Origin of the sequence: Methylobacterium sp. J-001 (assembly GCF_022829565.1) — a bacterium.
Classification (GTDB): Bacteria; Pseudomonadota; Alphaproteobacteria; order Rhizobiales; family Beijerinckiaceae; genus Methylobacterium.
Genome location: NZ_JAKSYN010000123.1, coordinates 79,171 through 92,232, shown reverse-complemented (window position 1 = coordinate 92,232; position 13,062 = coordinate 79,171). Strand labels below are relative to the sequence as shown.

General features: G+C 67.0%; 14 protein-coding genes. 3 read left to right on the top strand and 11 right to left on the bottom strand.

The genetic code is table 11. The features are described from left to right. Positions 1-29 precede the first annotated feature (29 nt). Positions 30-467 carry a hypothetical protein gene (locus MKK65_RS14550; RefSeq protein WP_243958465.1) on the bottom strand — a complete coding sequence of 146 codons (438 nt, stop codon included), beginning with the start codon at positions 465-467 and terminating at the stop codon, positions 30-32. A gap of 162 nt (positions 468-629) precedes the next feature. Next, positions 630-1,208 (bottom strand): L,D-transpeptidase, encoded by a 579-nt coding sequence (locus tag MKK65_RS14545; RefSeq protein ID WP_243958463.1) that lies wholly within the window; start codon positions 1,206-1,208, stop codon positions 630-632. Between the two features lie 182 nt (positions 1,209-1,390). Between MKK65_RS14545 and MKK65_RS14540 the strand changes: the two genes are divergently transcribed. Continuing rightward, the gene (locus tag MKK65_RS14540) at positions 1,391-2,320 is read left to right on the top strand and encodes a histone deacetylase family protein (RefSeq protein ID WP_243958462.1); all 930 of its coding nucleotides are present in this window, start codon (positions 1,391-1,393) and stop codon (positions 2,318-2,320) included. A 161-nt stretch (positions 2,321-2,481) separates the two neighbouring features. Next, complete coding sequence (locus MKK65_RS14535) at positions 2,482-3,099, top strand: LysE family translocator (protein ID WP_243958460.1); 618 nt, start codon at positions 2,482-2,484, stop codon at positions 3,097-3,099. A 7-nt stretch (positions 3,100-3,106) separates the two neighbouring features. Here MKK65_RS14535 and ribB read toward each other — a convergent pair whose 3' ends face one another. The 5 genes from ribB to MKK65_RS14510 form a co-directional block, all read right to left on the bottom strand. Further along, positions 3,107-4,183 carry a 3,4-dihydroxy-2-butanone-4-phosphate synthase gene (gene ribB, locus MKK65_RS14530; protein WP_243958458.1) on the bottom strand — a complete coding sequence of 359 codons (1,077 nt, stop codon included), beginning with the start codon at positions 4,181-4,183 and terminating at the stop codon, positions 3,107-3,109. Between the two features lie 160 nt (positions 4,184-4,343). Beyond that, positions 4,344-5,441 carry a chorismate synthase gene (aroC, locus tag MKK65_RS14525; RefSeq protein WP_243958456.1) on the bottom strand — a complete coding sequence of 366 codons (1,098 nt, stop codon included), beginning with the start codon at positions 5,439-5,441 and terminating at the stop codon, positions 4,344-4,346. Between the two features lie 105 nt (positions 5,442-5,546). Beyond that, a complete protein-coding gene (locus MKK65_RS14520) occupies positions 5,547-6,140 on the bottom strand; it encodes a DUF3578 domain-containing protein (protein ID WP_243958454.1) in 594 nt (197 codons plus the stop codon). Between the two features lie 2 nt (positions 6,141-6,142). Continuing rightward, positions 6,143-7,234: a catalase family protein gene (locus MKK65_RS14515; RefSeq protein ID WP_243958452.1), complete on the bottom strand. Its 1,092-nt coding sequence runs from the start codon at positions 7,232-7,234 to the stop codon at positions 6,143-6,145. Between the two features lie 70 nt (positions 7,235-7,304). Further along, the gene (locus MKK65_RS14510) at positions 7,305-8,444 is read right to left on the bottom strand and encodes an anhydro-N-acetylmuramic acid kinase (protein WP_243958450.1); all 1,140 of its coding nucleotides are present in this window, start codon (positions 8,442-8,444) and stop codon (positions 7,305-7,307) included. Positions 8,445-8,568: 124 nt separating this feature from the next. On the opposite strand from MKK65_RS14510, the gene tyrS reads away from it, so the two are divergent. After that, positions 8,569-9,840, top strand: coding sequence for a tyrosine--tRNA ligase (gene tyrS / locus MKK65_RS14505; RefSeq protein WP_243958448.1), 1,272 nt, complete (start codon positions 8,569-8,571; stop codon positions 9,838-9,840). A 150-nt stretch (positions 9,841-9,990) separates the two neighbouring features. On the opposite strand, the gene tatC is transcribed toward tyrS, so the two are convergent. The 4 genes from tatC to nagZ form a co-directional block, all read right to left on the bottom strand. Continuing rightward, a complete protein-coding gene (gene tatC, locus MKK65_RS14500; RefSeq protein ID WP_243958446.1) occupies positions 9,991-10,791 on the bottom strand; it encodes a twin-arginine translocase subunit TatC in 801 nt (266 codons plus the stop codon). Next, entirely contained in the window at positions 10,788-11,381 is a 594-nt protein-coding gene (gene tatB / locus MKK65_RS14495) for a Sec-independent protein translocase protein TatB (RefSeq protein ID WP_058194432.1), read from the bottom strand. Before tatB ends, tatC begins: the two co-directional genes overlap by 4 nt. 88 nt (positions 11,382-11,469) lie before the next feature. Next, positions 11,470-11,742 carry a twin-arginine translocase TatA/TatE family subunit gene (locus tag MKK65_RS14490; RefSeq protein ID WP_058194431.1) on the bottom strand — a complete coding sequence of 91 codons (273 nt, stop codon included), beginning with the start codon at positions 11,740-11,742 and terminating at the stop codon, positions 11,470-11,472. 192 nt (positions 11,743-11,934) lie between these two features. Beyond that, positions 11,935-12,942 carry a beta-N-acetylhexosaminidase gene (gene nagZ, locus MKK65_RS14485; RefSeq protein ID WP_243958444.1) on the bottom strand — a complete coding sequence of 336 codons (1,008 nt, stop codon included), beginning with the start codon at positions 12,940-12,942 and terminating at the stop codon, positions 11,935-11,937. Positions 12,943-13,062: the final 120 nt, after the last annotated feature.

Below are 13,062 nucleotides of genomic sequence, written 5' to 3'. Positions count from 1 at the left end.
AAGACGGAAGCTACGCCTTGGTCGGAGGCTCAAGCCGCCAACGCAAAGGTGACGCGCGGAGCCTGGGCCTCGCGGGTCCAGCGGTTCGCATCCAGGGCGAAGGCCATCAGGGCCTCGGCGCTGCCCTGCGCCTCGCGGACGATCTCCATGGCGATCCGGGCGTCGACCGGGCTCGGCCCGTCGCGGCCAGTGAGCGAGCCGGCGAGCCAGGCGGCGACCTCGCGGTCGATATAGCCGGTCGGGCGCAAGCCCCACACGGCGAAATCGACCACCGAGGCCACGAGGAAGTCGGCGAAGGCGTCCGAGCCGATCACCGCGCGCTCCAGGGCGATCAGCATGTCCGCCTCGTCGCGGCTCATGATCCCCTCCGGCAGGACCTCGCGCTTGAGGACCAGGAGGTCCTCGTCGCTGATCGTGCCAGTCGAAACAGCATGGTTGCAGAACTGTTGAACGGAGATCATGGTCATGGCTGCCTGCTCCTCCGACCTTTGCTGTGGTCGGTGTTTGTCCCGGTGTGATTTGAACTTACGGGACGGCACCCCTGCCGGAAGTTAACGGCAAGATCTGAACGGAAGTTCAGGTAAACACGAACCAAGCAAGCAGGCTTATTGGGACGTTGATCAGTTGCGTTACCGGACGATGACCGTGGCGCCAACGGGGACGCGGTTGAACAGGTCCACCACGTCGATGTTGCGCATGCGGATGCAGCCCGAGGAGACCGCTTGGCCGATCTTCTCCGGCTCATTGGTGCCGTGGATGCGGTAGAGCGTGTCCTTGCCGTGATCCGCAAGGTAGAGGGCGCGAGCGCCAAGGGGGTTCATCGGTCCACCCTGCATGGCGTGGACGTGGGGCCAGCGCTTGATCATTTCGGCCGGCGGGTTCCAGGCCGGCCACTCCGCCTTCCGGTCGACTGTGGCGGTGCCCGCCCAGCCATACGCCTCGTCCCCCACCGACACGCCGTAGCGGATCGCCTTGCCGTCCGGCAGCACGAGGTAGAGCTGCCGCTCCTTGGTTTCGACGACGATTGTGCCCGGAGGCTGCCCGGTCGGGTCTTCCACTTGATAGCGGGCGAAGTGGGGGTCGAACTCGGCCTCGGGGACGAGCGCCATGAACTCGGCGTCACGGGCCGAGACTTGTGGATCCGGCACGGCTTGAAAGGTGCAACTCGCGAGCAGCATGGCGCAGGCGATGACCGGAATGATGCGCATGCGGCTTTCTTCGGACAGCTTCCGGACCTTGGGCTTATGGCCTGGTCGAGACCCGTCCCGTGGAAGATTTGAGCAACTATAACCAGGACGGGCACCCCACCGTAGTCGGCGCGTTGCGCCCATGGCACATTGCCGGCTCTTGTTGCAGGCGCGCGACAGGACCGCATCCGGGAGCGACCGTCGTGACCACCCTGTACGTCAGCCATCCCGCGAGTTTCGACCACGAGGTGCCCGAGGGGCATCCGGAGCGTCCGGCGCGGATGCGGGCGATCGAGCGTGCCCTCGAAGACGAGCGCTTCGCAGGCCTCGTCCGAGTGGCCGCGCCACGGGCAGAAATTGAAGTCGCCACCCTGGCGCATCCGCGCGACTACGTAGACGCCCTGGTCGCTGCCGTCCCGGAACACGGCATGGTCGGGATCGATGCCGACACGATCCTCTCCGCTGGCAGCCTGGAGGCGACGCTGCGGGCTATCGGCGGGGCAAATCACGCCCTCGACGCGGTGATGGCCGGCGAGTGCCGGAACGCCTTCGTGGCGATGCGGCCGCCCGGCCACCACGCCGAGCGAACCCGGTCGATGGGCTTCTGCCTGTTCAACCACGCCGCCATCGCGGCCCGCTACGCCCGGGAGAAGCACGGCGCCGAGCGGGTGGCCCTGGTCGATTGGGACGTCCACCACGGCAATGGCAGCCAGGACATCTTTTGGGACGACGCCAGCGTGCTCTATGCCTCGACGCACCAGATGCCGCTGTTCCCGGGCAGCGGCGCCGCCTCCGAGCGGGGTGAGAGGGACACGATCGTCAACGTGCCGCTCCGGCCCAACGACGACGGCGCAGCGTTTCGCGAGGCGTTCGAGGCCGGCATCCTGTCGCGACTGGAGACCTTCCGGCCCGACGTGATCGTGATCTCGGCGGGGTTCGACGCCCACCGCCTCGATCCACTGGCGAACCTCCGGCTCGAGGCGGAGGATTTTGGCTGGGCGACCCGCAAGCTGATGGAGCTGGCCGAGCGCTGTGCCGGCGGTCGGATCGTCTCGGTGCTGGAGGGCGGCTACAGTCTGGAGGGGCTGTCTAAATCCGTGTCCGCCCACGTGGACGCCCTAATGGGGCGGTGACGGCGCGCGATCGAATGCGGGTTGCGGACGCCGAAATCGGCGGCATGATCGGCCGACTTGGGAACGATCGGAATCATGCTGTCGTCAAAGCGCTTCTCTCCGCCTGCGCGGAGGCATCTTCGTGAACGGGTTGCGCCTCCGGTCCGATCGGGGAGCGATCGATGACCCTCACCGGTTTTCTCACCTATGCGCTGGCGCTCGGCGTTGCCGCCGCCGTACCTGGCCCCGGCGTCGTTGCCCTGGTCGCCCGCGCGCTGAGTTCTGGCTTCCGGGCGGCCATGGCGTTCTCGGTGGGGCTGATCCTCGGGGATCTGACCTTCCTGTCCGCGGCGGTGTTCGGGCTGGCCCTGATCGCGGAAACGCTGGGCGAGGTTTTTCTGGTCGTCCGGCTCTGCGCCGGTCTTTATCTCGCCTATCTGGCTTTCCGGCTGTGGCGCTCGGCCGAGACGACCGATCGGATCGAGGACGGCCCGGCCGACCGGCCGCTGGCGAGCTTCATCGCCGGGATCACCATCACCCTGGCCAACCCCAAGACGATCGTCTTCTACCTCGCCGTGCTGCCCACTCTGGTCGATCTCCGGACCGTCACGGGCACCAACTACGCCACCCTCGTCGGCCTGACCGCGTCGGTGCTCGTGGCCGTCATGACGCCCTATGCCGCCCTGGCGGCACGGGCACGGGATTCGCTGCGGAAGCCCGTTTTTCGCGCTCGGTTGAACCGGAGCGCGGCCGCCATCATGGCCGGCGCAGCAATCTGGACCGTCGCGCGGCGCGCTTGAAGAAAAGCTAGCCCTCCAAAGGCTCGTCGCCCAAAAGCTCGATGCCGAAGCCCGACAGGCCGACATAGGAGCGGGCAGAGGTGGCGAGATTGCGGATCGAGACGATTCCGAGGTCGCGCAGGATCTGGGCGCCGAGGCCGACCTCGCGCCACTGGCGGGCGCGCACGGCCTCCGTCCCCTCCTCCTTGGTGCTCTTCAACGGGACGCCCGCGGTGCCGTCGCGCAGGTAGACCAGCACCCCGCGTCCGGCGGATGCGAAGCGTTTGAGCACCGCATCGATCTGCTTGCCGCCGCCGATCACGTCAGCGGCAACGTTGGAGCGGTGCAGCCGCACCAGCACGTCCCGGCCATCGCCGATCTCGCCCATCACGAAGGCGAATTGCTGGATCGTCTCGAACGGGGTCGAGAACGCATAGGCGGTCACCTCGCCGTGGTTGGACTGGACGGTGAAGTGCCCCACCCGCTCCACCAGCCTGTCGCGCGCTTGCCGATAGGCGATCAGGTCGGCGACTGAGACGCGCTTCAGGCCGTGCTTCTCTGAGAAGGCCTCGATCTGCGGCCCCTTCATCACGGTGCCGTCGTCGTTGGCAAGTTCGCAGATCACGCCCACCGGCGGCAATTCGGCGAGCTTGCACAGATCGACCGCGGCCTCGGTATGGCCCGAGCGCATCAGCACGCCGCCGTTGCGAGCGATCAGCGGGAAGACGTGACCGGGCCGCACGAAATCGCCGGCGCCCATGTTGCCGTTGGCCAGCGCCCGCACCGTATTGCAGCGCTGTTCCGCGGAGATGCCCGTGGTCAGCCCGTGCTTCACATCCACCGTGACCGTGAAGGCGGTGCCGAGCGGCGCATCGTTCGACGCGACCATCGGATCGAGGTGAAGCCGCCGAGCCTCGTCCTGGGTAATCGGCGCACAAACGATGCCGCAGGTGTTGCGGATGATGAACGCCATCTTCTCCGGCGTGCAGAGCGAAGCCGCGACGACAAGGTCGCCCTCATTCTCGCGATCATCATCATCGGTAACGACCACGATCTCGCCGCGGGCGAAGGCCGCGATGGTCTCTGTGACGGTGCAATGGGGCACGGATCGCTCTCTCGTCTTGCATCCCTCCAACCCCGAGGGACGGAAGGGCCTGGTTCGCGTGCTGCCGACAAGAATCCCGGTCCGGCGCATGCGAGCCTGTGAAAAGTCTGGACCCGGAGCCGTGATCGATCGCAGCGCGATCGGGCCCGGCCCCGGCGGGTCAGGCCGCTCCCACCTGCCCGCGATGGCGTAGATAGTGATCGGCCAGCACGCAGGCCATCATAGCCTCCGCAACCGGTACCGCGCGGATGCCGACGCAGGGGTCGTGGCGGCCCTTGGTGATGAGATCGACCTCAGCGCCGTGGCGGGTCACGGAGCGGCGCGGTGTCAGGATCGAGGAGGTCGGCTTCACGGCGAAGCGTACCACCACTGGCTCGCCGTTCGAGATGCCGCCGAGGATGCCGCCCGCGTGGTTGGCGAGAAAACGTGGGCGCCCGCCATTGCCGGCTCGCATCTCGTCAGCATTGTCCTCGCCGCGTAGAGCGGCGGCCGCGAATCCGTCACCGATCTCGACGCCCTTCACGGCGTTGATCGACATCATGGCGGCGGCGAGATCCGCGTCGAGCTTGCCGTAGACAGGAGCGCCGAGGCCGGGCGGTACGCCTTCGGCCACCACCTCGATCACCGCGCCGACGGACGAGCCGTCCTTGCGGATCGCGTCGAGATAGCTCTCGTAATGGCCGGCCGCTTCGGCATCCGGGCAGAAGAACGGATTGTTACTGACTTCAGCCCAGTCCCAGCGCGACCGGTCGATGGCGTGCGGCCCCATCTGGACCAGGGCTGCCCGAATGGTGATGCCCGGGATCACCTTTCGCGCCACGGCACCGGCGGCGACCCGCGCCGCGGTCTCCCGGGCGGAGGAGCGGCCGCCACCGCGATAGTCGCGGATACCGTATTTAGCGTCGTAGGTGTAGTCGGCGTGGCCCGGACGGTAACTGTCGCGGATCTCGGAATAATCCTTCGAGCGCTGATCGGTGTTCTCGATCATCAGGGCGATCGGCGTGCCGGTCGTAAATTGACGCCCGCCCGTACGATCGTCGGAGAATACCCCCGATAGGATCTTCACCTGATCGGGCTCGCGGCGCTGGGTGGTGAAACGCGATTGGCCGGGCTTGCGGCGGTCGAGCTCGGCCTGGATCTCCTCGGCCTCCAGCGCCAGCCCGGGCGGACAGCCATCCACCACGCAGCCGAGCGCGACCCCGTGGCTCTCGCCGAAGGTCGTGACGCGGAACAGGTGGCCGAACGAGTTGTGAGACATGACGAGGTCCGTCTAGCGCGGGAGCGCCGGGGGCACAAACGGTGCGGATCCGTCCTTGAACGTTCCCGGGCATCGCGCATTGCCTCGCCGCGAACCACGTGCCGCTCAAACCACGATTCCACCCCGCGCTTTGAGCGCCCGATAAGCCGAGATACCGACTGTGAGATCTGCCCGCAGGCGCCGCTCGTCCCTCAGATCCTCTAGGTCGTAGGTGAGACCAAGGATGTGTGCCGCCTCGTACCCGTCCGGTAGTTCGCCAGCGCTGCCGAGGGTGATTGATGTGTTCGGCAGCCTGTCAATGAAGTCAGACAGGCGCATCCTCAGGGCATCGCCGCTGGTGCGGAGAAAGGCTTCCGCCCGTGTCCCATGCTCGCGTATCGCCGCCACCGTCCCCTGCGCCAGCGACAGGTGGACGACCTCGCGGTGGGCCGGAAACAGGTAGACCAGATAGTAGCCGCGCGTGGCGCTGGTGGTCACAGTAGGGTCGAACACGGCGAGCCACGGCACAGCCGCCCAGTGGCTGCCGCGTCCGGAGCTGCCCTTCACCAGGAACGGGCCATCGATGGTGTCGAGGGCGCCGCGCAGCTCGTCCGGCGCGCCGCGCCGGATCACGGCTGCCAGGGGATGCCCGGCCGGCGGGTCGAGCCGGGCGAGTGGGTATTCCTCGATGATCCGGCGCAGGGCGTGGCCGAGGCTCACGCTTAGTCCGGAATCTGCGCGATGGTGGTTGGCTCAGTCTCCGGCATCTGATTGCGGCCGTGGCGGAAACTGGAGAGCGCCTCATAGGTCTTGAGCCGTGCCCGCATCAGGGAACCGAGCGGGCGATGCGCCGCGAGACTGTGGGCGGGTCGAAAGGACAGGACGTCGTCGGCGTAGCGGGTCCGAGCCTCGGATTGGGAATCCTGGGCTGGGAGAACCAGGCGCGCGACGGTACGATAGGGGCTCGCGGCCTCGTCCCATCGCTTCGAAGCATCCTCTACCGGCATGTCGTTCAAGTTGGTACAAAGCTGCACGCGGATCTCGAATACGGCCGTGTCGCCGGCAAAATAGGCCGTCACTGCGTGTCGAAACGCGTCCCGATCCTCGCCCGGATGCAAATGATCTCCGGCTAAGGCATGCTGCTTTGCGCCAACCGGAAAAGCGGCGATTTTGGCGACGTGATTGCCGTAGCGGAGCGCCGCCTGCGAATAATACGGCTCTGCCAGCGGATGCAGGGGCTCGTGGCCGAAAAAGTCGAGCAGTGGCGAACTCTCGCCGGTCACTGCTTTCACGACGGTATCGATTGCCCGGGCCGCCCCTGAGACGGCGACCTTCACAACTTCCGGCGCTTTCGTGCCGGCCTCCAACTGCTTCATGCTGCCGAGGAAACCTTTGGCGTCCGGGTTCGGAAAGACGGGGCCGGTCGCGAGCACGAAATCCTGGGTCGTCGCGCCGTGACCGGGCAGCTTCTCGCCCTCGACGCCCAAAACCTTGATCGCCATGCCCCGGTGGGTCGAGACGCTGTCCTTCAGGAGTTCGCCCGGGCCCTGTGCGAAACGCACGATCACCGGATAGGTGCCGCCCGTGGCGAACAGGCCCTGCTTCAGCTCGACCGGCAGGTCGTCCGACACCTGAAGCTCGCCGATGACTACACCGCTGACCTTGGCGTGCGAGGCGCGCACCGCGTGGCCGTAGCGGCTGGCCGTGGTCTCGCTCTCGCGGGTCATCGACGCAATGATCGCATCGATGGTGTCGTTTTCGTCCGGAGCCGGCGTCTCGATGCCGTCGTGGTAGCGCAGGTAAGTCTCGGCCAAGGTCTTTAATCCCGATCGCGTCCTATCGGGAGCCAACCGCCGGGCCATGCATCGGTTTCCGACGCGGGGATCAGGCATTCGGTCGCGCCAGCCTCCCGCCGGTCATCGGCTCACGCACCCCGGTGGTCGGCGGGAAGGTGATCGGGAGGCCCCGGAGCGAGCGCACCGCCAAATACGCGAAGGCCTGCGCCTCCAGGTAGGCCGAGGACCAGCCGATGGCGTCCGCGGTCGTGATCTCGGCGCGCAGGTGATAGTTCAGGAGCCGCACCAACTCGCCGTTGCGGGCACCGCCCCCCGCCACGATCCAGCGGGTCGGGATCTCGGGGGCGTGGTCGAGCGCCCGGGCTACAGCCCGCGCCGTAAAGGCCGTCAGCGTCGCGGCGCCGTCCTCGGTGGTGAGCTGGCCGGCAAGCTTGTGCGAGAACCAGTTCCGATCGAGGGATTTCGGCGGCCGGCGGAAGAAGAACGGGTGCATCAGCAGCCAGGCGAGCAGCGGCTCGTCGGCGCGCCCCCGGGCGGCGGTGCGGCCGCCATCGTCGAGGTTCTTGCCCTCGCGCTCCTGCATCCACTCGTCGATCAGGGCGTTGCCGGGACCGGTATCGAAAGCGATCACGCCGCCCTTGGAATCGATCAGCGTCGCGTTGGCGACGCCGCCGATATTGAGGATTCCGAACGGGCCGTCGAAGCCCGAGGCCTCGGCCAGCGCCTTGTGAAACACCGGCACAAGCGGCGCACCCTGGCCGCCGGCCTCGATATCGGCCCTGCGCAGGTCCGAGACCACCGGGATGCCGAGCCGGGTGGCCAGCGCCTGCCCGTCGCCGATCTGGATCGAGAGGCGCTGGTCCGGCCGGTGGATCACGGTCTGGCCGTGGAAGCCGATGACGTCGATCGTATCGGCGCTGAGGTTGTTCTCGACCAGAAAGCGCTCGACCGCCTCGGCATGGGCCTGGGTGACGAACGCCTCGGCCTCGGGCAAGCGCCCGGGTCGGTCGCCCGGGTGCAGCACGGATTCTGCGTCCTTCGTCGCCACCCGCAGGAGCGCTTTCTCGTCGTCGGAATAGCCGCGATAGCCGGTCGGCCCCAGAGGCTCGAGAAAGTTGTTATGGCCTCTGACGACGTGGACCCGCTCGCCGTCGGTCTCGATCAAAGCGATGTCGACGCCGTCCAGCGAGGTGCCGCTCATCAGCCCGATCGCGCGCATCATCGCCATTGTGCTCGACCCCGTGCCTTTCGGCCAACGCCCTGCTAAGAGCGCGCCGTATCCTGAACCCCAGCGCGAGCTAGCACGCAGAGCCTCGGCCTGTCGCGCCGGCTCGCGATCCGAGACCGCAGCCATGACCGCCGAGAGCTTCGCGCCGAAATCCGACTTCCTGCGGATCCTGACCGAGCGCGGCTACATTCACCAGACGTCCGACCTCGCCGGCATCAACGCCGCCGCGCTTGAAGGACGTCTGACAACCTATGTCGGCTACGATTGTACGGCGCCCTCGCTCCATGTCGGGCACCTGCTGTCGATCATGATGTTGCACTGGCTGCAGGCCACGGGGGGCAAGCCGATCGCCCTGATGGGCGGCGGCACGACCCGGGTCGGCGACCCGTCCGGCCGCGACGAGACCCGCAAGATCCTGACCGTCGAGCAGATCGACGCCAACAAGGCCGAGATCCGCAAGACCTTCGACCGGTTCCTGCGCTTCGGCGAGGGCGCGAACGACGCCGTGATGGTCGACAATGCCGAGTGGCTGACCAAGCTCAACTACATCGAGATGTTGCGCGACATAGGCCGGCACTTCTCGGTGAACCGCATGCTGTCGATGGACAGCGTCCGCCTGCGCCTGGAGCGAGACCAGGAACTCTCGTTCCTGGAATTCAACTACATGATTTTGCAGTCCTACGACTTCGTGGAACTGAACCGCCGCTACGGCTGCACCATGCAAATGGGTGGCTCGGACCAATGGGGTAACATCGTCAACGGCATCGATCTGGGCCGGCGCATGGGCACGCCCCAGCTCTACGCCCTGACCTGCCCGCTGCTGACCACGTCCTCCGGTGCCAAGATGGGCAAGACCGCCGCGGGCGCCGTCTGGCTCAACCCGGACATGCTGAAGCCGTACGATTACTGGCAGTTCTGGCGAAACACCGAGGACGCGGACGTGGCGCGATTCCTCAAGCTGTTCACGCTGCTGCCGATGGACGAGGTCGCGCGGCTCGCGGCGCTCGCCGGCTCCGAGATCAACGCGGCCAAGATGGTGCTGGCCACCGAGGCCACGGCGCTGATGCACGGCCGCGAGATCGCCGAGGCCGCCGCCGAGACCGCGCGGAAGACATTTGTCGAGGGGACTCTGGCCGCAGATCTGCCAAGCGTCACCGTGGCCGCGGCGACCCTCGAGGCCGGTCTGGGAGTGCTGACGGCCTTCGGACCGGACGTCGCCAAGCTCGTGCCATCGACCAGCGAGGCGCGACGCCAGATCAAGGGCGGCGGCCTACGAGTCAACGATGTCGCGGTGACGGACGAGAAGGCATCACTGACGCCGGCGGATCTGACCACGGACGGGGTGATTAAGCTATCCTTCGGCAAGAAGCGGCACGTTCTCCTGCGGACGGAATAGGATTCGCGGCGACGCGACGGAACAGGTTTCCAAAGGGCCCGAGGCCCTTTGGCACAATGCGAGGCGGGGAGCTCCGAGGGCAGCGGGGTTCTGCCCGGAAGCCGCACAGGATCCGAGTGCTTTCAAAGCCTGGATGGGTTCATCCGATCCTTACGGATCGAGTCCCTCCGCGGCCCGCCGCGCCGCGCGCAGCTTCTCGACCCGCGCCACGGAGAACACCGAAGCCTCGTAGAGAATCAGCATCGGCAAAGCGAGCGAGAGCTGCGAGATGACATCCGGCGGCGTCAGAACCGCGGCGACGACAAAGACAAGCACGATCGCGTAGCGGCGTTTCTCCCGCAGGAAGGCTGCGTCGATGATGCCGATCTGGCCGAGCAGGGTCAGGATCACCGGCAGCTGAAATGCGATGCCGAAGGCGAAGATCAGCGTCATGATCAGTGAGAGATATTCGTCGACCTTGGGCAGCAGCTTGATCGTCGGCTCGCCTGCGACGCCGACCTGCTGGAGCGACACCGAAAACTTGATCAGCAGCGGCATCGCTAGGAAGAAGACGACGAGTGCCCCCAGCACGAAGAAGATCGGCGTGGCCACGAGATAGGGCAGGAACGCCTTGCGCTCGTTGCGGTAGAGCCCCGGCGCCACGAAGGCGTAGATCTGCGTGGCGATCACCGGGAAGGCCAGGAACGCCGCGCCGAAGACGCTCAGCTTGATGTTGGTGAACACCTGTTCGAGGAAATGCGTCGCGATCAGCTCGGCATTCTGAACACCCACGATCGAGACATAGGGGTAGACTAGGATGTTGTAGATATCGCGCGAGAAGAAGAAACAGCAGAAGAACATCACTACGAAAGCGATCAGCGACTTGATCAGCCTTGAGCGCAATTCGATCAGGTGTTCGAGCAGCGGCGCCCGCGATGCTTCGATCTCGGCCTCGTCGGCGTCGCTCATCATCGGGCAGTGGCGCCGTTCTTCGGGTCCATGGGGGTGTCGTGCGTGGAAGGCGGCTCGGGTGGAGGCCCGTAGGGATCATCCACTGAGCCCGGAATCGGGAGCGGCGCTTCGGTCGGAGCAGTGTGCGGAACCGGATCAGCGTGCGCGGCCGGCTCAGCGGCCGGTGACGCATTCTCGATGCTCGGCGGCGCGACGGCCTCTTGCTCGGCCTTGAGCTGCGCGGTGGCGTCGGCCAGGGAGCGCGTGTCCGCGGCCGGCTTCTCCGGCCCCAGGGTTTCGGAGCCCTGCCGGGTGGCGACCCGGCCCTCGACCGCACCCTTCAGCTCGTCGCGGATGGTCTGGACAGGATTGAAGCCGGAGCTCGCGGCGCGGACGGTGTTGCGGATACCGTCGACCTCTTTGCGAACCTCGTCGAGTTCGGCCTCGCGGATCGCCTCGTTGAACTGCATCTGAAATTCGCCGGCCATGCGGCGCAGCTTCGTGGTGATCTGCCCGACGGTACGCAACGCCTTCGGGAGATCCTTCGGCCCGATGACGATGAGGGCGACGCCGCCGATCAGCATCACCTCGCCCCAACTCATGTCCAGCATGTCGTCGACGGTCCTGCTGCCTGGGGAGCCGGACCTGAGTCCGAGCCCCCGTCAGGCTCTACACCACAGCGCGCGTCCTGACAGTCTCTCAGACCGGCTTACGCTCGCCGCCCGGCAGATGGCTCGCCGGGACGGCGGTTCCGGGGCTCGTCTCGGCGGTGTGGGGGATGGTGCGGACCGGCTCGCTCGGCGGCGCGACCGGCTGGCTCGCCGAAGGCGTCTCGTCTTCGGCCATGCCCTTCTTGAACGCCTTGATGCCCTTGGCCACGTCGCCCATCAGGTCGGAGACCTTGCCGCGTCCGAACAGCAGCATGACGATGACGGCAACGATGACCCAGTGCCAGATACTCATGCTGCCCATGGCAACCTCCTGCGTGCGTCGACCTGCCTGCGCCCACCTGTGGGTGCGTGACGCCACGACCGGTTGAAGATTTCCGGGCGAACCTAGGGATCGGACCGCACGAACACAAGCAGAGGCGGGTGTAGGGGCGGTGGAAGGCCGCGGGTTGAAGCCCGGTCTATCGGAAGCCGACCTTCCGTTACCGCCGACGCGCTAGGCCGCGGTGGCAAGCGCGGCCGCGAACCGAGCTCGGGCCTCGGACACGTCGATCCCATCATCGGCCCGGTCGAGAAGCGCCAGAGCGGAGGCAGCCCTGCGGGCGGCTTCGCCCGCGAGGACGGGAGCGGCTTCGGCGACGGCGCGCATCTCGTCCATCGTGCCGTTGCAATGCAGCCCGATATCGATGCCCGCCGCGAAGGCCGCCTCGGTCCGGTCGCGGAACGTGCCGGTCAGCGCATGCATGGACAGGTCATCGGTCATCAGGAGACCGTCGAAGCCGATTGCGCCGCGGATCACATCGCGGATCACCGCGGCCGACTGGGTGGCCGGGTTCTCCGGGTCGATCGCGGTGAAGACCACGTGGGCGCTCATCGCCATCGGCAGGTCGGCGAGCGCTTGGAACGGCCGGAAATCCTGCGCGGCCAGAGCCTCGCGGGTTGCCTCTACCACGGGCAGGCCGTGATGGCTGTCGCAGGCGGCGCGGCCGTGACCGGGCACGTGCTTCATCACGGGCAGGACCCCGCCGGCCATCAGGCCCTCGGCGACGGCGCGGCCGATCTCGGCCACCGAATTAGGGTTCGAGGCATAGGCCCGGTCGCCGATGATATCGTGCGAGCCCGGGGCCGGCACGTCGAGGACGGGGGCACAATCGACGTTGATGCCGACCTCGGCCAGATCGTGCGCCATCAACCGGGCGCCGAGTCGCGCGATCGCGGTGGCGCTGCCGTTCAGGCGGCCGTAGCGCCCACCCGCCGGGTAGGCCGGCCAATGCGGCGGCCCCATGCGCTGAACCCGGCCGCCCTCCTGGTCGATCAGAATCGGCGCCGCGTCCAAATTGAGACAGTCGCGCAGCGAAGCGGTCAGGGCGCGTACCTCGTCCGGCGTGCCGATATTGCGCTTGAACAGGATGAAGCCCCAGGGCCGCACATCGCGGAAGAAAGCGGCTTCCTCGGCGGAGAGCGTCTTGCCGGCGCAGCCGAGGATCAGGGCACGGGCGGTCATTCGGGTTTCTCGGTGGCCACGCGAGTGCGGCTAGGAAAACGACGGGTCCGGCGAATCGGTGCCGGTAGAGTCGGGCGGGAACAGGGAGCCGGCAAGGCGAAACCGCACCCCCGGCCAAAC

What these genes read in the sequence shown, in the direction of transcription:
- MKK65_RS14550 (WP_243958465.1), bottom strand. Translation starts at nt 467, where the DNA reads ATGACCATGATCTCCGTTCAACAGTTCTGCAACCATGCTGTTTCGACT.
- MKK65_RS14545 (WP_243958463.1), bottom strand. Translation starts at nt 1,208, where the DNA reads ATGCGCATCATTCCGGTCATCGCCTGCGCCATGCTGCTCGCGAGTTGC.
- MKK65_RS14535 (WP_243958460.1), top strand. Translation starts at nt 2,482, where the DNA reads ATGACCCTCACCGGTTTTCTCACCTATGCGCTGGCGCTCGGCGTTGCC.
- aroC (WP_243958456.1), bottom strand. Translation starts at nt 5,441, where the DNA reads ATGTCTCACAACTCGTTCGGCCACCTGTTCCGCGTCACGACCTTCGGC.
- MKK65_RS14510 (WP_243958450.1), bottom strand. Translation starts at nt 8,444, where the DNA reads ATGGCGATGATGCGCGCGATCGGGCTGATGAGCGGCACCTCGCTGGAC.
- tyrS (WP_243958448.1), top strand. Translation starts at nt 8,569, where the DNA reads ATGACCGCCGAGAGCTTCGCGCCGAAATCCGACTTCCTGCGGATCCTG.
- tatC (WP_243958446.1), bottom strand. Translation starts at nt 10,791, where the DNA reads ATGATGAGCGACGCCGACGAGGCCGAGATCGAAGCATCGCGGGCGCCG.
- tatB (WP_058194432.1), bottom strand. Translation starts at nt 11,381, where the DNA reads ATGCTGGACATGAGTTGGGGCGAGGTGATGCTGATCGGCGGCGTCGCC.
- MKK65_RS14490 (WP_058194431.1), bottom strand. Translation starts at nt 11,742, where the DNA reads ATGGGCAGCATGAGTATCTGGCACTGGGTCATCGTTGCCGTCATCGTC.
- nagZ (WP_243958444.1), bottom strand. Translation starts at nt 12,942, where the DNA reads ATGACCGCCCGTGCCCTGATCCTCGGCTGCGCCGGCAAGACGCTCTCC.